Source organism: Pseudomonas sp. PDM19, assembly GCF_014852215.1.
In the GTDB taxonomy this organism is placed as follows: Bacteria; Pseudomonadota; Gammaproteobacteria; order Pseudomonadales; family Pseudomonadaceae; genus Pseudomonas.
In genome coordinates this window covers 613739-630195 of sequence record NZ_JACVBG010000003.1, presented here as the reverse complement: position 1 = coordinate 630195, position 16457 = coordinate 613739, and the positions used below count along the sequence as shown (strand labels likewise).

Genomic DNA, 16457 nt, shown 5'->3' with positions numbered 1-16457 from the left:
GGGAAAGTCTTGATGCGATGGGCGAGCAGCGCTCCGTGGGGGAGCCCGCCAGTTGGCCTGCAAACACTCATCCGATGGGCCGGCGGCCCGCGTGGAAGCATTGCAAACTTTTTCCACCCTGCCTGAAAGCGCCGTGCGACGAGGCGTCGCGCAAATTGGAGAAACCGTTCCAGGCTAAATACGGTGCTCCAAGCTTCTGGCATAATCGCCGCCCCGTCTCCGACCGGTCATAGAATTTTCATGTTCGATCTCTTCAGCGGACTCGATCTCTGGGTGGGTATCAGCCTGGTGCTGGCACTCACATTCGTCCTGGCGTTCGAGTTCATCAACGGCTTCCACGACACCGCCAACGCGGTGGCCACGGTCATCTACACCAAGGCCATGTCCCCGTACCGCGCGGTGATCCTCTCCGGCATCTTCAACTTCCTCGGCGTGTTGCTCGGTGGCGTCGGCGTCGCCTACGCGATCGTCCACCTGCTGCCGGTGGAGCTGCTGATCAATGTGAACACCGGCCACGGTCTGGCCATGGTGTTCTCGCTGCTCGCCGCGGCCATCACCTGGAACCTGGGCACCTGGTACTTCGGTATCCCTGCTTCCAGCTCGCACACCCTGATCGGCTCGATCCTCGGCGTTGGCCTGGCGAATGCGCTGATCAACGGCGTACCGGTGGCCGACGGGATCAACTGGGGCAAGGCCATCGACATCGGCCTGTCGCTGATCTTCTCGCCGCTGGCCGGCTTCATCGTCGCCGGCGCCCTGCTGATCGGCCTGAAGTGGCTGTACCCGCTGTCGAAGATGCACAAGACCCCGGAAACCCGCCGCGACGTCGACGAGAAGAAGCACCCGCCGTTCTGGAACCGCCTGGTGCTGGTGATCTCGGCCATGACCGTAAGCTTCGTGCACGGCTCCAACGACGGCCAGAAGGGCATCGGCCTGATCATGCTGGTGCTGATCGGCATCGTCCCGGCGAAGTTCGTCCTCGACCTGAACAGCACCACCTACCAGATCGAACGCACCCGCGACGCCGCCATCCACCTGCAGCAGTTCTACAACCGCCACTCCGACACCCTCGGCGAGATGCTCGCACTGGGCAAGGCCGGCGACGCGGACATGCCTGACCTGTACCGCTGCGAGCCGAAGCAGACCGAAGCGACCCTCAAGGGCCTGCTGAGTGACCTGCACGGCGTCTCCAGCTACAACGACCTGAACGACGACGAGCGCGTCCAGGTGCGCCGCTACCTGCTGTGCCTGGACGACACCGCGAAGAAGGTCGGCAAGCTGTCCGAGCTGCCGTCCCGCGAGAAGGCGGACCTCGAGAAGCTGCGCAAGGACCTGACCAGCACCACCGAATACGCGCCCTTCTGGGTGATTATCGCGGTGGCCCTGGCCCTGGGCATCGGCACCATGGTCGGCTGGAAGCGCGTGGTGCTCACCGTCGGCGAGAAGATCGGCAAGCAGGGCATGACCTATGCCCAGGGCATCGCTGCCCAGCTCACCGCGACCGCCGCCATCGGCATGGCCAACATCTACAGCCTGCCGGTGTCCACGACCCACGTGTTGTCCTCGGGCGTGGCGGGCACCATGGTGGCGAACCGCAGCGGCCTGCAAGGCAGCACGATCCGCAACATCCTCATGGCCTGGGTGCTGACCCTGCCGGTGTCGATCGCGCTGTCCGCCGGCCTGTTCTGGCTGTCCTCGCGCTTCATCGGCTGATCCCGCGCCGCGCACCACGAAAAACGCCTGCAGATGCAGGCGTTTTTCATTTCCGGACGCTCAAACCGTCATGGCCTGCCTCGGCAGGCGGATGACGAAACGCGCGCCGCCCTTGAAGTTATCCACAGACAGGCTGCCGCCCATGTTGCGGATCAGGTCGTGGCTCACCGACAGTCCCAGCCCCGTGCCCTTGCCGATGGGCTTGGTGGTGAAGAAGGCCTCGAAGATGCGCTCGATCACCGCCGGGTCGATGCCGCCAGCATTGTCACGCACATGCAGCTCCACCCAGCCGGGGTCCGTGCAGGGTTCCTGCGACACGCCGACCCAGCGCGCGCCCTCTTCTCCTCGTCCCAACAGAGCGTCACGAGCGTTGGCCAGCAGGTTGATCAGCACCTGCTCCAACTGGTCGGCATAGCCACGCACCACCACCCGTTGCGCCGGCGGCCGGCATTCCAGGGTGATGCCCTGCTGCGTGAGGCTCTCGCCCAGCAAGGCAACGGCGCCTTCGCAGGCGTCGTAGGGATCGAAGGGCGCGGCCTCCAGCTCCGACTTGCGACTGAACACCCCCATGTGGCTGATCACCCGCGAAAGCCGGTCGATCTGCGCGTCCGCACGCTCGAGCTTTTCCTTCAGGTATTCGGGCTCGCCCAGCTTCTGCCGGGCGTTGTACAGGGACATGCGCATGACGTGCAGCGGCTGCTTCATCTCATGCGCCATGCTGCTGACCATCTCGCCCAGGCTGGCCATCTTCGCGCCCTGGGCCAGCTGCTGCTGGGCGTGGCGCACGGCGGTGTTGTCGCGGCCCACGGCCTGGATTTCCACCAGCCGCCCCTCGGCATCCAGCAACGGCCGGTCCGACCAGATCAGCCAGAGGTTGCGCTGGCCGGGGAGGCAGAAGCGCAACTCCCAGGAATCGTCCATCGCCCCCTTGCCGCCGCCCACCAGGCGCGCGCGCAGGGCGCTGCAATCCTGCTCCGAGAGCCACTCGTCGAGCCGCCGACCGAGCAGCGCGTCCACCGGTTCACCGAGCACCTGGGCAAAGGTGTGGTTGATGAAGGTCAGCTGCAGGCCGGGGTCATAGCGGCAGATCAGCGCCGGGGAGTCCTCGACCAGCACGCGATAGCGCTCCTCGCTCTCGGCGATCTGCAGTGCGGCCAGGTGCTGCTCGGTGACATCCAGCCAGAGGCCGACGGCCTCCTGCGGGATGCCCTGGATGTCGCGCAGCAGCTTGGCCTCGTCGTACAGCCAGTGCCACTCTCCAGCGCTGTCGCACAGGCGGTACTCGGTGCGCACGCGGCCTTCGCGCAGCAGCTCGCGGCCACGATCGAGAAAAGTCTCCAGGTCTTCGGGGTGCACCCGCTCGGCCAGCGCCTGCCAGTTCTGGCCCTGCAGGTCGAGGCCGAGCAGGTTGCCGGCGCTCTCGCTGTAGAACTCGGGGATCAGGTGCCCCTCCTCCACGCGCTGCACGTAGATCACCACAGGCGCGCTATCGATCAGGTTGCGCAGCCGCGCGTGGGCGGCCAGCGCCTGATCTTCCTGCAACTTGCCTTCACTGATATCCAGCAGCACGCCGTCCATCAGCTGGTCGCCAGCGCGGGCCTGGCGCCGGCCCTGCAGGCGCAGCCAGCGCCGCGTCTGAGCGGAAGAAGCACCGCGCAGGCGCAGGTCCTGGACCAGCCGCCCACCCGGTTGCAGGTTGCGCAGGCGCAGGCTGAGTTCGTCGGCGTCGGCGGGGTGCAACTGGCTCAGCAGGTCGGTCAACGCCAGCTGCAGTTGCCCGGCGGGCAACCCCAGGCTCGCCGCCACCGCTGGTGACAGTTCGAACAGGCCCTCGTCGACGCGCAAGCGCCACCAGCCACCGCCCACCATGTCCTGCAGCAGATTCAGGCGCCGGCTGCTGTCGCGCAGGCTGTGCAGTTCGGTGCGTTCGTGAACGAGATTGGTGAGAATCTCCGCCAGGTACTGCCAGTCGCTCGGCGCCAGCCCCGGCCAGCTGGCGCCATGCTCCATCGGTTCGGCCAGCAACCCGGCCAGCCGCCCACCGCGCACAGGGGCCGGAATCAGGTAGAGCTGGGCGCAGCACAAGGTACGCAGCAGCTCCGATGGGTTGTCATCGGCCCCCAGCAGGCAGGCACCGCTGGCGGCCCGCAGTTCATCGCCGGGCAGGGCCAGGTTTTCCCGTAGCAGGCTGTCGAAACCGGGCTGTACGTAGCAGGCAAAGACCCGCAGGCTCTGGTCCGGCGCTTCCAGCAACAGGGCCATGCTACGCATGTGGAAGTTGCTGCAGAACGCCTCCAGCACTTCACCGACGGCCTCGCCGAGGCGGCGTTGCGAGCTGTGGCGCAGGCGCGCCAGCAGCAGTTTGCTGAGGTTCAGGCATTGCAGCTTGTGTTGCTGGCTGTCGGACTGCCAGTTCAGGTCGGAGATGTCCGTGCCCAGCAGCAGGCAGTGCTCGTTGGCCTGCAGGACCGCCTGGAAGCGGCAGACCAGCGGCAGGTCGCCGGTGCTGCGCAGCACCAGGTCCAGCCGTTCACCCCCGCGCAGACTGGACACCTGCATGCCACCGGGAATGCGCCGGTCCAGATAGTCACCCAGCCCAGGCAGGTCGCCGTTGCCCGGCACCGGCGGGAGCAGACGGTGCGCCTGGCTGCCGCCACGGGCGATGACGCGATCGCGGCTGTCCAGCTCCAGCCACAGGTCCCAGTGGCCGGTCACTACGGGCTCGGTCAGTTCTTCCACCGGCAGTGCCGGACGTCTGCGTGCCGCCAGTGGCCGGCTCGGCACCGGGTTGTCATTCATCTCATGCTGGCCGCGAGGCCTGGAGCGCCAGAAATCGAACATCCAGTACCTCAGAGCAGGACGCTGGCGGTGCCGCTGAGCACGTCGGGCAGGCGCGGTACCGTGCCGATTCCCGGCAGGGTCAGCAGCGGGACGATGGGCGAGGTGGCGTAGGGGTAACTGACGCACACCTGCACGCGGGTGTAGTCACGACCCGAAACAGACTCCGTGGTGGGCGTGGCCATGAATTGCCCGCCGTAGCAGCCGTTGCGCCAGCTCGCCGGCATCCAGCTCAGGCGCTCGGTCACGGCGCTGTCCACGGCAGCCTTGAGCGCGGCGTTGTAGCCGCCCGGTGCCTGGGGGTTCACCGAGACGGCCACTCGCGCCCCCGCCGCAGCCGCATCGTTGAACGACTGCAGCATCAGCAGGGGCACGCAATAACCGAGCAGTCCGTAGAGAACTGCGAAGAACAGGACGAATACGGCGGCGAACTCGATAGCCACCGCGCCTCGTTGAGTGCCACGCCCGCCGACTCCGTTCATGCGAAATACTCCCGGACCAACTTGCAACTTGAATGATCGTTCAACTTGTCGGCACAGCGGAACTTTACTGAAGATACTCGCCGTCGGATAAACACCGTTCTCCAGCAATACTAGGCGCTCTTCCAGGATTCGCCCTCATGGCCTATCGGAATAACCTTGCGAGCCAAACTCGATTACCCATGGCTTCAATTGCAATATGGCGCTGAAGTGGGGGATACCTTAAAACTCCACTAACCTGCTTCGAAGTCGCCGTGCCGGGATAAGGACATTCTCGATGCTGTTCAAACTCTGCCTGCTGGGCTGGTTCGCCGTCTGTGCCAGCCAGGACCTCACCCGGCTGCGGGTCAGCAACTGGCTGACGCTGGGCGGGGCGCTGGCGGCCCTGCTGTTCCTGCTGGTCACGGGCCATACGCTGACAGGCTATGCGCCGCTTGCCGCGGGGGTCGCCGCGTTGCTGGCGGCGCTGCTCAGCGTGCCGGGTTACTGGCTGGGGAAGCTGGGCGCCGCCGACGTGAAAATACTGATCGCCCTGGGCCTGGCCAGCGACCCGCTGACGGTGCTCTACACCCTGGCGCTGGCCTGCCTGTTCTGTGTGGTGCTGATGTTCGCCAGCAAACTTTTGATTGATTCGGATAAAGTACCGGCTAATTGCAAATCGCAATTAACCAAACTGCAACCGTCAAGATTCAAGTCATTTCCCTTCATCTTCGCACTGTTCGCCGGTCTTCTGACGACCCTGTCGCTCCTCAAATAAAAATGATTCCGACAATTGGCAGAGTCCAAACTTAACGACTATATGCTAAGGGTTAATACCACCCATCGCCTGATGGGACGATCCGGCTACGGTAATTGAACGGCCGGACGATAAAAATAATGGAAGTAATCTTTCAAGGAGCGTGCAGTCATGGAAAAAACGGCCAATCGCCGTTTCAGCGTGCTGGTCATCGATGACGAGCCTCAGGTCACTGCGGAGCTTTCCGAACTGCTGGAGAACAGCGGCTACCGCTGCGTGGTCAGCGACAGCAAGGACAGCGCCCTGCAGAAATTCCGCGATGACGCCTCGATCGGCCTGGTGATCTGCGACCTGGGTCTGGGTCGCGACAACGGCATCCGCGTGGTCGAGGCGCTCAAGGATGTGGCCGGTGCGACGCGGTTCTTCGAGACCATCATCCTCACCGGCCAGCAAGGCAGCCAGGAAGTGATCGAGGCCATGCGCGTCGGCGTCGCCGATTACTACCAGAAGCCAGTGGCGCCGATGGACCTGCTCAAGGGCCTGGAACGCCTGGAGGCGCGCCTGCATGAGCGCATCCGCAGCCAGCTCAGCCTGAGCCATGTGAACCAGCGCCTGGAGTACCTCGCCGAATCGCTCAACTCGATCTCGCGGGATATCCACAAGATCAAGTACGAGGTCCATGGCGGCGGCCAACCGGCCAGCAGCAGCGTGCTCAAGCAGGAACAGCCCGAGCCTGCGGCCAGCGCAGCACCGAGCAACGCCGAGCAGATGACGCCGGTGGTGAACAACCCGCTGTTCAACAAACTCTCGCCGCGCCAGCAGGCAGTGGCGCGCCTGGTGAGCAAGGGGCTGACCAACTACCAGATCGCCTATGACCTGGGGATCACCGAGAACACCGTGAAGCTCTATGTCTCCCAGGTGCTGCGGCTGATGCACATGCACAACCGCACCCAGCTCGCCCTCGCCATCTCCCCCAGCGCCTCGCAGAGCAGCGCGGTGCACTGAGCCCGCCGCCACCTCCTCCGGCCTTCAGATCAGCAGCTCCGCGCCGCCGGTCTGGAGGTCGATCAGGCGCACGTCGAGGATGCCGGTCTGGATGCCCAGGAGCTTGAGCAGCGGATCGACCAGAGTGGTCGCCAGCAGATTCACGACGCTCGACAAGGCACCCGTCAGCAAGTTACCGATTCCCAGCGCGGAATTGATCAGTGTGCTCGAGACGCTGTTGACCAACTGCCCCAGCGGGCACAGCAACCACCCCACCAGCGGAAGGTCGCAAGTCAGGCTGGGGGGCAAGGTGACAGTGACCTTGAGATTCTTCGCCAGATCCGCAACACCGGCGGCCAACGACGCCCCCAGAGGACTCTGCACGCGCTTGGCGGCGCTGGGCAGATCAGCGGGCGATGCCACGTTGAACTTTATCTGCTGTTCTCCGCCGGCAGCGAACGAAGTCGCCTGATTGCCATTGCTCAGGTTGACCAGCTTGAGCTTGTCATCCGCACCGGGGAACAGGCCGACGCTGGCGTTCAAGGTCAGATTGGCGATCCCGGGCTTGGCCTGGATATCGACCTCCACCGGCTTCCCTACCCCGCCACAATTGATGCTCTCCAGCGCCGCAGTGCCCTTGGCGACGTCGACTTGCAACGCCACGTCGGTCGTCACCAGATTCAGATTCAGCAGATCGACATGCACCGCAGCCGTGAGGCTTATCTGCGTCGACGTGGCCTGCGTCCGCCAGGTGCCGTCGCTGTTCTTGCCGGGATAGCCGATGGCGATCTGTGGCGGCGAGATAACCGACAGACTGAGCGTCTGGGTGGCCAGGCCCGGAATGGAAAGTTTCTGCGCAGGCACTGCCACCGCATGCTTCTGGTTCGCTACCAACGCCGTCGCCATCAGCAGGTCGAACAGATTCACTCCCGCATTCAATGCCGTATCGCGCACACTGTCCGGCGCCACCACGCTGAGAATCTGCCCCAGCGTCAGCTGCGCCGTCGGCACGTTGATGGTGGCCAGCGCCGTACGCAGCAGCGCCGTATTCACCCCGGCCAGTTGTGAGGAGTCCGCCGCGTTGACCATGGCCTGGAGCAACTGCGCAGCGGTGACGTTGGCGCCCAGCAGGCTGTCGATCTTGCCCAGTTCGAGGTTCACCCCGGCGGCCTTGAGCTGCTGGCTCAGGGCGAGCAGCGAGACGTTGGCCCCGGCGATGCCCTGGTAGGTCACCACGTCCAGGTTGAGGTTGGTGCCCAGCAGCCCGCCGAGCAGGGCATTGAGCAACGGCGAGTTGCTCGAATCCAGGCTCAGCACACCGCTACCCGCGGAGATTCCCGCCATCGCCGAGCGCCGTGCCACGGCCTGGGCACTGATCACCGTAGTGCTCGAGGCACCGCTGAACAGACTGGCGACGTTGAGCACCAGGCTGGAGGGAACGCTGTGGGTAGCCTGCACGCGAACGGAATCCGCCAGGTTGCCGCCAGCGCTGAAAACCCGCTGGGAATCGGCACTGCCGTAACCGGCAGAAAAGCTGACACTGCCCAGCGTCCCCACCAGGGTGTCGCCGGTGCCGGGCACGAAGCCGTTCTTCGCCGCGCTGGCGGTGACATAGCCCTGAATGTCGGCGGCCAGCTGCGAGCCGCACATACCGCCCTGGGTGGCGGCTTCCAGCGCCGCCATGTCCGCCACACGCTGCAGCTTGCGTTGTTCGAAGTACAGGCGCCCGGTGTCGATCACCAGGGCCAGGCAGATCAGCGCCAGCAGCAGCGTTCCCGCCGCCATGACGCCGATTGCGCCTCGCTGCCTTTCACGTCCCATGGCAGCCTCCGGAAGGGATCAGTTCTTGTCGGTGCTGAAGCCGTTGTTGTCGTCGAGCAGGTACTCGGGAATCTCGTGGGTATAGCTCTTCAGGTAGCGCTGGTAGGCGCGATCGCGCTCGGCCGGTGTGGCGCTCTGTCGGTGGGCCGAGGCGGCCTTGCCGCTGCTCTGCAGGTCCAGCCAGGTCAGCACTTCCTGCTGGTCACGAGCGGTGGTGCCGGCTTCGGTGTGGGTGGTCTCCACCGCCTGGGCCAGCATCGGCGTCGCCAGCAGTGCGCCGGCCAGAATCCATGTCTTCATCCTTCCCTCCCTGCCCACCTCAGCGGGCCTTGACCAGCAGCTTGGCGTCCCGCGCCACCGCCGGAGTCGACTCGACCAGCGCGGGGTGCGCCTCTTCCACCGCATCGTCCACGTAACTCACGCTTTCGGCCTGCACCGCCGGCTGGCTGGCCGGGCTGGCGGGGCTTGCCGGGCGCAGGTCCCTCGCCTGGTCCTGGGCCGCGCGGACCTGATCGGCGGACAGCCCGACACTCTGGATCAACCGGCTGGCCTCGCTGTTCTCGCCCTGGATGAACATGACGCTGAGCAGGTTGGTGGCCGGCAGCTTGTCGTGTTCGTTCAGTTCCATGGCGGTGATGAACTCGAAGCGCGCCTTCTCCAGCTCACCGCGCCGCAGCAGGACGTAACCCAGGTCGTTGCGCAGCGCGCTGTCGGTGGGCTGCAGGCGCGCCGCTTCACGCAGCTCGCGCTCGGCTTCCACGGTATTGCCGCCGCGCATGGCGATCTGGCCCAGGCCATGATGGGCCTCGGCGGACTTGCAAGTGCCCAGCAGTCCTTCGTAGACGATGCGCGCCTTGGGATCACCGATACGGCGCAGGGCCAGCGCCTTGCTTTCGCGCACTTCCAGGGAGTTCGGCGGCAGGGTTTCCAGGTTGGCCAGGGCGGCGTGGGCGCGGCCGTTGTCCAGCATCTCGCGGGCCAGGTTGAGCTGCAGCTCCACCGCCTGGCCGAGCTTCTCGTCGCAGTTCTGCCCGACGCTCGGCCCGCCCCCCAGGCTGTCGAAGTTGGCGCAACCGCCGAGGGTCAGGCCCAGCAGGCCGATCAAGCACGCGTTTCTCATCCCATTCTCCCCAGGGCCTTGGTGATCGCGAGGAAGCCGGGCCCGGCGAGGATGATCAGCAGCGCCGGAAACAGCAGCGTCATCATCACCAGGCTCATCTTCGCCGACATCTTGCTGACCTTTTCCTGCAGGCCGGTCAGGCGGCGATCCTCGAACAATTGCTTGAGCGTCAGCAGCGACCCGCGAGCACTGCCGCCCTGGCGCAGCATCTGGCGCAGCACGTTGCAGCAGTCGCTCAGTTCCCCCACCGCCAGGCGCTTGCTAAGCAGCTCCAGCTCATCCGCCAGGTCCAGGCCGCTTTCGGCATGCGCCAGCACACCGTCGAGCTCTTCGACCAGCACCGGCACGATGCTCCGCCCTTCCCGGCTGACGACCCTCAGGCTCTGCTCCACCGTGAGACCGGAGTCGAAAAGGATGCGGATCAGCTGGATGAACAGGATCACCTCGTCCGCCAGACGCTGACGGCGCTTGCCGGCGAAGTAGGCCAGCACCCGCTTGGGCAGCAGGAAGCCGATCCCGGCAGCGAAGGACAATGGCAGCAGCGGCGAGGTATGGGCGTGCCCCGGCGTGGCCAGGACCACCAGTACGATGGCCACGAACAGCAAGGGAACCAGGAATATCGACATCAGGTAGATGCGCCGCGGCGTACTGCCGGACCAGCCGGCCTGGTTGAGCAGCAGCCGGACTTCCTCATCGCGCAGCTGCAGGCGCCGACCCAGGCCACTCTCGCTCATCCGATCGAACGCCCGCGCCATGCGCTGGCCCGCGCCGTGCGGCGTTGCATCGCCCCCCAGGCGCTGCTCGATCAGGCGCTGTTCACGACCGGCCGTGCGGCTCTGCGAGAGCAGCAGGAGGATCGCCGCCAGGGCAAGGATCACCGCCATCAATCCGTACATCAGGGGCATGCCGGCCTCCTCAGATGCTCTTGAGCATGCGCCAGAGCGTGTAGCACCCCAGCACCTGCAACCCCAGGGAAGTCAGCAACATCAGGCGGCCGCCGTGGTCGTGCCACATGTTCATCAGGTAGCCCGGATTGCTGAACAGGATGTAGCCGCCCAGGCTCACCGGCAGCAGCGCCAGCACCAGGGCGCTCATGCGGGTTTCACCGGTCATGGCGCGCAGCTGGCGGCCGAGTTTCTCCCGCTCGTGGATGACCTTGATGATGTTTTCCAGCAGGTCGGTGGTATTGCCGCCGTAACGGTGGTTCACCGCCACGCCGAGGGAGAGCACGTGCAGCTCTTCCACGTCGTAGAGCTCTGCCACCTCCTGCAGTGCCTCTGGCAGACTGATGCCCAGCAACACATGGTTGTTCACCAGCGAGAAGATTTCCCGCAGCGGGTCGTCGGCCGCGTTCACCGCCTGGGTGATGGCATCGCCCAGGGTTCGCCCCGAGTGCAGGCTGCGTACCACCTGGTCGAGGAAGTTGGGCATCTGCCGGATCATTTTCTGCAGGCGACGCCGGTACAGCAGATTGAGCAGTGCATGGAAGCCGAGCACGCCGACCCCGACGCCGCAAAGCGCCCCCACCGGACCGGCCAGGCGCTGCCCGAACAGCCCCAGCACAATGCAAACCACCACGGCCCCCAGTACCCAGCCGCGCATGTCGGTGATGCCGGCACGCCGCATGCGCCGCGCCAGCCAGTGGCTGCTGCGGGCACGCCCTCCTCCGGCAACCACAGTCTCTCCGCTCAGGCGGCGCATCACCAGCTCATGGTGCCGCGCACGCCAGCTCATGCCCGCCAGCCCCATGCCCAGCGCCGCCAGCGCCAGGCTGGCCACGACCAGCCAGAGTGCGCCGCTCACAGCAGCACCTGGCGAAACTTGATGCCGCCCGGCTGGGCCGTGCGGACGAATTGCCCGGTGCCACGCCGATCCAGGCTGAACAGAGAGTTGGTGACGTAGACACCGTCACGCACCTCCAGCACTTCGAGGATTTCGCTGACGCAGCGGCGGCCGTTGGACAGGCGGGTGATCTGCACGATGATGTCCAGCGCCGAGCAGAGCATCTGCCTCAAGGTCTGCTCCGGCACGCGCTGCCCGGTGAGCCCCACCAGCATCTCCAGGCGCAGCAGCGAATCCATGGCGGAGTTGGCGTGCACGGTGCTCATCGAGCCATCGTGACCGGTGTTCATCGCCTGCAGTACGTCGAGCACTTCGACGCCGCGGATCTCGCCGAGGATGATGCGGTCCGGGCGCATCCGCAGGGCGTTGCGGATCAGGTCGCGGGCAGTCACTTCGCCGAAGCCTTCGGCATTCGGCGGACGGGTCTCCAGCCGTACCACGTGGTCGTGGCCCAGTTGCAGCTCGGCGGTATCCTCGATGGTGACGATGCGCTCGCGCTCGTCGATGAAGCTGCTCATGACGTTGAGCAGCGTGGTCTTGCCAGTGCCGGTGCCGCCGCTGATGAGGATGTTGCAGCGGCTCGCCACCGCCTGGCGGAGGAACGCCAGCATCGCTTCGTCGACGCTCTGGTAGGCCAGCAGGTCGGCACTCTTGAGCAGCTCCTTGCTGAATTTGCGGATCGACAGGCAGGGCCCGTCCAGCGCCACCGGCGGGATGATCGCGTTGACCCGGCTGCCATCGGGCAGGCGCGCGTCCACCATCGGGCTGGACTCGTCCAGGCGCCGCCCCAGGGGCGCGAGGATGCGCTGGATCACCCGCTGCACATGGTGGTCATCGATGAAGCGCAGGTCGCTCTGGTACAGCCGGCCTTCGTGCTCGATGAACACCCGGTCCGGGCCGTTGACCAGGATTTCCGAGATGCCCGGATCGCGCAGGAGGATTTCCAGCGGACCGAAGCCGGTCAGTTCGTCCACCACCTCCTCGGCAAGGCGGTCCAGCTCGTAGCGGGAGATCGCCAGCTGGCGGCGCAAGGCGTACTCGCAGACCTTCTCGGAGACGTACTGCGCCACCGCCGGCCGCGCGCCCTCCAGCAGGTTCATGCCGTCTTCGTCGATCTCGTCGATGATGTAGCGGTGCAGGCGCATCTTCAGCGTCTGCAGGTCCTGGTCGTGGCGGCCGTGACCACCGCCGTAGTGCTGGCTCATGAGCGCGCGGCCTTCGCCCGGCCGATCCAGCTGAACAATCCGCGCTTCTCGGCCACGCCGGCGCCCAGCGCCTCCGCCAGGTCGCGCAGCTTCACCGTCAGCGGGTCGCGCGGAGCCAGGTCGAACAGGCTCTGGCCGACGTTCTTGGCACGCAGGCGGGCTTCGGGCGAGGCCGGCAGCACGCCGAAGAGTTCCAGGCCGAACATCTTGCCCAGCGCCGGTGCGTCCGGTGGCACCGAGGCCCAGTAACGCTCGATCAGCAGCTCGATACGCGGTAGCGCAGGCGTGCGTTCGCGCAGGCGGCGCAGGCGCTCCAGTCCTTTCTTGCACGATGGCACGCTCTGGTCCACGAGCCACAGCACGCGGTTGGCCTGCATCAGCAGCTGGCCGCTGAGTTCACCTTCGGCAACGCCGGTGAGGTTGATCAGGATATGGCTGAAGGCACTGCGCAGGTTGCCCAGCAGCAGGTAGAGCTCGGCGGTGGTGATGCGCTCCAGCACGCCGGGTTCGTCCGACAGGCTGAGCACGCGCAGGCCGGATTCATGGCGGGCAAAAGCACTGTCGATCAGGGTCTGGTCCAGGCGGCGCAGATTGCGCAGCGCATCAGCGAAGGTGAATGACGGTTCCATGCCGAGGATCGCCAGCGCCTCGCCGGTGGGTTGGCCGATGTCCACCAGCAGCACGCGATGGTCCGCCTGGCGTTGCAGCGCCAGGGCCAGGTGCAGGGCGACGAAGGCACCATCGGCGTCGGGCCTGGCGCTGATCAGGCTGATCAGCTCGCCCTGCTGGGTGGCGCTCACCGGCACCGTGGGCAGGCGCCCGCCGAGACGACGGACCAGTCCGCTCAGCTCGCTGGCACGGGCACCATAGGTGACGAAGTCCCGCGCTCCTGCGCGCATGGCGGCCAGCACCAACTGGTTGTCCAGACCGTCGCCCACGGCGACGACCGAGAGCAGCGGTCGCGCCGAGACCAGCCCCTCGATCAGCGAGCCCTGGGAGACCAGGTTGGCCTTGTTCAGGCTGGTGAACAGGACCGTCGCACCGGTGACGTCCAGCAGCGACAGCAGCTCCTCCAGCGTACCGCTGTTGGCCAGGACGACCTGCCCGCAGCCGGCCAGGCTGCTCTGCAGCCACTCCTGCTCGCCGGGATGCTGGACCAGCGCCACGAAAGTCTGACTCATGCCCGTGCTCCCTTGCTTTGCCTTGCCTCCCGCTCTCTGGCGGGTCAACGCTTCGTAGGTATCCATCAGTGCGACATCCCGCTGCTGGCCTTGCGCTTGTCGAAGCGGCCGTCCTCGAGGAAGTAGAACTCGCCAAAGCCCGGGTCGTAGTCGCGCAGGCCTTCGCCAGGAAGCTTGGGCAGCGCGGCATTGACGGCCAGCGGCTGTACCAGGTGCGGGGTGACGATCATCAGCAGTTCACGGTCGTCCTTGTCCAGGTTCGAAGATCGGAACAGCGCGCCGATCACCGGGATACTGCCGAGGAAGGGGAACTTGTCGATGTTGCTGATGGTGCTGCTGCTGATCAGCCCGCTGATCACGAAGCTCTCGCCGTCGGCGAGCATCACGCTGGTATCGGTGCGCCGCACGGTCAGCGCGGGCACGGCGATGTCGTTGGTGCGGATGCCGCTGGTGAAGTCCAGCTCGCTGACTTCCGGTGCGACCTTCAGGGCGATGCGCTTGTCGTTCATCACCGTCGGGGTCAGGGTCAGGCGCACGCCGAACTCCTTGTACTCGATGGTGATGTTGTTGTTATCGCCATTGGGCACCGGGATCGGGAACTCGCCGCCGGCCAGGAACGATGCCGTCTGCCCGCTGGTGGCCACCAGGCTGGGCCGCGCCAGGGTGTAGGCGAAGCCACTGCCTTCCAGGGCATTGATGAAGCCCAGCCACTTGCTGCTGCCACCGCCCCAGATGATGTTGAAGCCGCCATTGGCGTTGCCGAAGGTGCCGTCCAGGTTGCCAATGGGATCGACAGTGAGGTTGCCCAGGCTGCCCGGCGAGCCCAGCACGAAGGTATTGGAGCCGCGCCGGACCAGCGAGGTGCTGGCCTGCTTGAGCTTGCTGCGACTGACTTCGACGAATCGAATGTCGGTCTGCACCTGGTTGGGCAGGCTGCCGGCGCCAACGCCGGTTGCACCCGCCACGTCGCCTACGGCGCGCGCACCAACCCGTACTACGGTGCGCATCGGCTGGTCGCTGCAGGCGGTCCAGATCAGCAGGCTGGTGAGGCCTTCGGCCTTGCCGGTGACGAGGAAGTCGCGCTTGTCCAGCACCTGCACGTCGGCGATGTTCGGATCGCCGATGGCCAGGCGCTTGATCGGCACCGGCAGTTGCTGGTCACGCTGCGCACCCTGCTCGACATCGAGATTCAGTTGCTGGTCAGCGAAGCCTGCGCAGGCGCTCGGGATGGCCTGCGCCGCGGAGTGAACGGCACAGGCCAGCAGGGCAACCAGGGGAAGGATGAAGCGCTTGGACATCGATGCACTCCTTGCTCAATGTGCTTCACGGGTAACGGTGGTGCCTCGGTAGACCACCACGCCGGCGTCGACCTGCGGCGCGGAAACCTGGCGCACGGCGGGGGCCGGCGCCTGGCGCGGCTTGCCGATGAGTTGTTCGAGGGTGATCGGCTGGCTGGAAGCGGAGCCGAGGGAGGCCTGGATATAGCGGCCCTGCTGCTCCTTCTCGTAGAGGTTCTCGTCCTTGCTGCGCACTGCCAGGCGCAGGGAGCCGGCCTGACTGGCGAGCATCAGGCGCGAGGCGGCTTCGGCGGGCACTGCCAGCACGGCAGTGCGCGGCGGTTTGGGTGTCTTGTCCTTGGGATCGCCGGCGTTGCGCGCCTGGCCGTCGGTGGAAACGGCGATCTGCTCGCCGTAGGTCAGCACCCGCACGCCGGGCAGCACCACCTGGGCGCTGAGACTGCGCTCGGTGCTCTGCTGGTCCTGGACGAAGAGCATGACGTCGACGTAATCGCCGGGGAGCACGAAACCGCCGCCACCGATGACCTCGTCCACGGCAATCGCCATGGCGCGCTCGTCCGGCCGGATGGTACGAGCCAGAGGGCCGCCCGGTTCGGTCACGGCGGAGGTAAGGATATTGCCCGCTGGAACGGCGACCCAGACGCGCTGGCCGATCACGGCTTCGGGCTTGGGGAAGCTGCCGGCGGGAGCGGTTCGCAGCATTTCCACGCTGACATCGTCCTTGCCGATCACCGCCAGGGGAGGCAAGTCACGGGCGGCCACCACCACGGCGGTGCGCTGCAGCTTGTCGGCTTCGGCCATTGCCGCCGGCGCCACCTCCTGCACCACGCCGGCAACCGGCGCGGCCGGTTTGCCGACCTTGAGTCCGAGATACCCCACCACACCGGCGCACACCAGCAACAGCCCGGCGAATACCATCAGCACCTTGCTATTCATGACCACATCCTTGGGCGATCTCGGAAATGCGGACCGGAGGGTCCGCGGCCTTGTCGTAAGAAGTCCGTTACCGGCAGCACCGGAGTTTGTCCTTCAGACCTTTATTGTTGTTTCGGCCAGGCGAGGAAGTTCGATAAGAACCATTCCTCATAATCAGTTTTCAGTTGTGCCATGGCTGAATCTAGTAGCTGTGTTTAGAGCGTCAACCACGCCGGTTAAATTTACGACCTGCAATTATTTATATGCCGAGAGGGTTATAACTTTGGTATTAGCGCTATTTGAACAATTGCATTCAGCCATACGA

14 protein-coding genes are annotated in these 16457 nt (G+C 65.6%); 3 read left to right on the top strand and 11 right to left on the bottom strand.

Annotation, left to right across the window (positions count from 1 at the left end; all coding sequences use genetic code 11):
• Positions 1–240 precede the first annotated feature (240 nt).
• Positions 241–1713, top strand: a complete 1473-nt coding sequence (locus tag IB273_RS18880; RefSeq protein WP_081517535.1) for an inorganic phosphate transporter — start codon at positions 241–243, stop codon at positions 1711–1713.
• 60 nt (positions 1714–1773) lie between these two features.
• Here IB273_RS18880 and IB273_RS18875 read toward each other — a convergent pair whose 3' ends face one another.
• Positions 1774–4554, bottom strand: a complete 2781-nt coding sequence (locus IB273_RS18875) for an ATP-binding protein (protein ID WP_192224747.1) — start codon at positions 4552–4554, stop codon at positions 1774–1776.
• 8 nt (positions 4555–4562) lie between these two features.
• A complete protein-coding gene (locus IB273_RS18870; RefSeq protein ID WP_081517533.1) occupies positions 4563–5033 on the bottom strand; it encodes a TadE/TadG family type IV pilus assembly protein in 471 nt (156 codons plus the stop codon).
• A 274-nt stretch (positions 5034–5307) separates the two neighbouring features.
• Here IB273_RS18870 and IB273_RS18865 point away from each other — a divergent pair, with 274 nt between their 5' ends.
• Both IB273_RS18865 and IB273_RS18860 read left to right on the top strand, forming a co-directional pair.
• The gene (locus IB273_RS18865; protein WP_081517532.1) at positions 5308–5787 is read left to right on the top strand and encodes a prepilin peptidase; all 480 of its coding nucleotides are present in this window, start codon (positions 5308–5310) and stop codon (positions 5785–5787) included.
• Positions 5788–5937: 150 nt separating this feature from the next.
• Positions 5938–6771 (top strand): response regulator transcription factor, encoded by an 834-nt coding sequence (locus IB273_RS18860; protein ID WP_192224746.1) that lies wholly within the window; start codon positions 5938–5940, stop codon positions 6769–6771.
• 24 nt (positions 6772–6795) lie between these two features.
• On the opposite strand, the gene IB273_RS18855 is transcribed toward IB273_RS18860, so the two are convergent.
• The 9 genes from IB273_RS18855 to cpaB form a co-directional block, all read right to left on the bottom strand.
• On the bottom strand, positions 6796–8571 hold the full coding sequence (locus IB273_RS18855; protein WP_192224745.1) for a pilus assembly protein TadG-related protein: 1776 nt from the start codon (positions 8569–8571) through the stop codon (positions 6796–6798).
• A gap of 18 nt (positions 8572–8589) precedes the next feature.
• Entirely contained in the window at positions 8590–8871 is a 282-nt protein-coding gene (locus IB273_RS18850; protein ID WP_081517529.1) for a DUF3613 domain-containing protein, read from the bottom strand.
• Positions 8872–8890: 19 nt separating this feature from the next.
• The gene (locus IB273_RS18845) at positions 8891–9691 is read right to left on the bottom strand and encodes a hypothetical protein (RefSeq protein WP_192224744.1); all 801 of its coding nucleotides are present in this window, start codon (positions 9689–9691) and stop codon (positions 8891–8893) included.
• Positions 9688–10596, bottom strand: coding sequence for a type II secretion system F family protein (locus IB273_RS18840; protein ID WP_081517527.1), 909 nt, complete (start codon positions 10594–10596; stop codon positions 9688–9690). The genes IB273_RS18845 and IB273_RS18840 overlap by 4 nt, the downstream gene beginning before the upstream one ends.
• 10 nt (positions 10597–10606) lie before the next feature.
• A complete protein-coding gene (locus IB273_RS18835) occupies positions 10607–11494 on the bottom strand; it encodes a type II secretion system F family protein (RefSeq protein WP_081517526.1) in 888 nt (295 codons plus the stop codon).
• Positions 11491–12738 (bottom strand): type 4b pilus Flp biogenesis ATPase TadA, encoded by a 1248-nt coding sequence (gene tadA, locus IB273_RS18830; protein ID WP_192224743.1) that lies wholly within the window; start codon positions 12736–12738, stop codon positions 11491–11493. Before tadA ends, IB273_RS18835 begins: the two co-directional genes overlap by 4 nt.
• Positions 12735–13919: a type 4b pilus Flp biogenesis protein TadZ gene (tadZ, locus tag IB273_RS18825; RefSeq protein ID WP_045209663.1), complete on the bottom strand. Its 1185-nt coding sequence runs from the start codon at positions 13917–13919 to the stop codon at positions 12735–12737. Before tadZ ends, tadA begins: the two co-directional genes overlap by 4 nt.
• 65 nt (positions 13920–13984) lie before the next feature.
• The gene (locus IB273_RS18820) at positions 13985–15217 is read right to left on the bottom strand and encodes a type II and III secretion system protein family protein (RefSeq protein WP_192224742.1); all 1233 of its coding nucleotides are present in this window, start codon (positions 15215–15217) and stop codon (positions 13985–13987) included.
• A gap of 15 nt (positions 15218–15232) precedes the next feature.
• On the bottom strand, positions 15233–16153 hold the full coding sequence (cpaB, locus tag IB273_RS18815) for a Flp pilus assembly protein CpaB (RefSeq protein WP_081517523.1): 921 nt from the start codon (positions 16151–16153) through the stop codon (positions 15233–15235).
• Positions 16154–16457 lie beyond the last annotated feature (304 nt).

What these genes read in the sequence shown, in the direction of transcription:
- IB273_RS18880 (WP_081517535.1), top strand. Translation starts at nt 241, where the DNA reads ATGTTCGATCTCTTCAGCGGACTCGATCTCTGGGTGGGTATCAGCCTG.
- IB273_RS18875 (WP_192224747.1), bottom strand. Translation starts at nt 4,554, where the DNA reads ATGTTCGATTTCTGGCGCTCCAGGCCTCGCGGCCAGCATGAGATGAAT.
- IB273_RS18870 (WP_081517533.1), bottom strand. Translation starts at nt 5,033, where the DNA reads ATGAACGGAGTCGGCGGGCGTGGCACTCAACGAGGCGCGGTGGCTATC.
- IB273_RS18865 (WP_081517532.1), top strand. Translation starts at nt 5,308, where the DNA reads ATGCTGTTCAAACTCTGCCTGCTGGGCTGGTTCGCCGTCTGTGCCAGC.
- IB273_RS18860 (WP_192224746.1), top strand. Translation starts at nt 5,938, where the DNA reads ATGGAAAAAACGGCCAATCGCCGTTTCAGCGTGCTGGTCATCGATGAC.
- IB273_RS18855 (WP_192224745.1), bottom strand. Translation starts at nt 8,571, where the DNA reads ATGGGACGTGAAAGGCAGCGAGGCGCAATCGGCGTCATGGCGGCGGGA.
- IB273_RS18850 (WP_081517529.1), bottom strand. Translation starts at nt 8,871, where the DNA reads ATGAAGACATGGATTCTGGCCGGCGCACTGCTGGCGACGCCGATGCTG.
- IB273_RS18845 (WP_192224744.1), bottom strand. Translation starts at nt 9,691, where the DNA reads ATGAGAAACGCGTGCTTGATCGGCCTGCTGGGCCTGACCCTCGGCGGT.
- IB273_RS18840 (WP_081517527.1), bottom strand. Translation starts at nt 10,596, where the DNA reads ATGCCCCTGATGTACGGATTGATGGCGGTGATCCTTGCCCTGGCGGCG.
- tadA (WP_192224743.1), bottom strand. Translation starts at nt 12,738, where the DNA reads ATGAGCCAGCACTACGGCGGTGGTCACGGCCGCCACGACCAGGACCTG.
- tadZ (WP_045209663.1), bottom strand. Translation starts at nt 13,919, where the DNA reads ATGAGTCAGACTTTCGTGGCGCTGGTCCAGCATCCCGGCGAGCAGGAG.
- IB273_RS18820 (WP_192224742.1), bottom strand. Translation starts at nt 15,217, where the DNA reads ATGTCCAAGCGCTTCATCCTTCCCCTGGTTGCCCTGCTGGCCTGTGCC.
- cpaB (WP_081517523.1), bottom strand. Translation starts at nt 16,153, where the DNA reads ATGAATAGCAAGGTGCTGATGGTATTCGCCGGGCTGTTGCTGGTGTGC.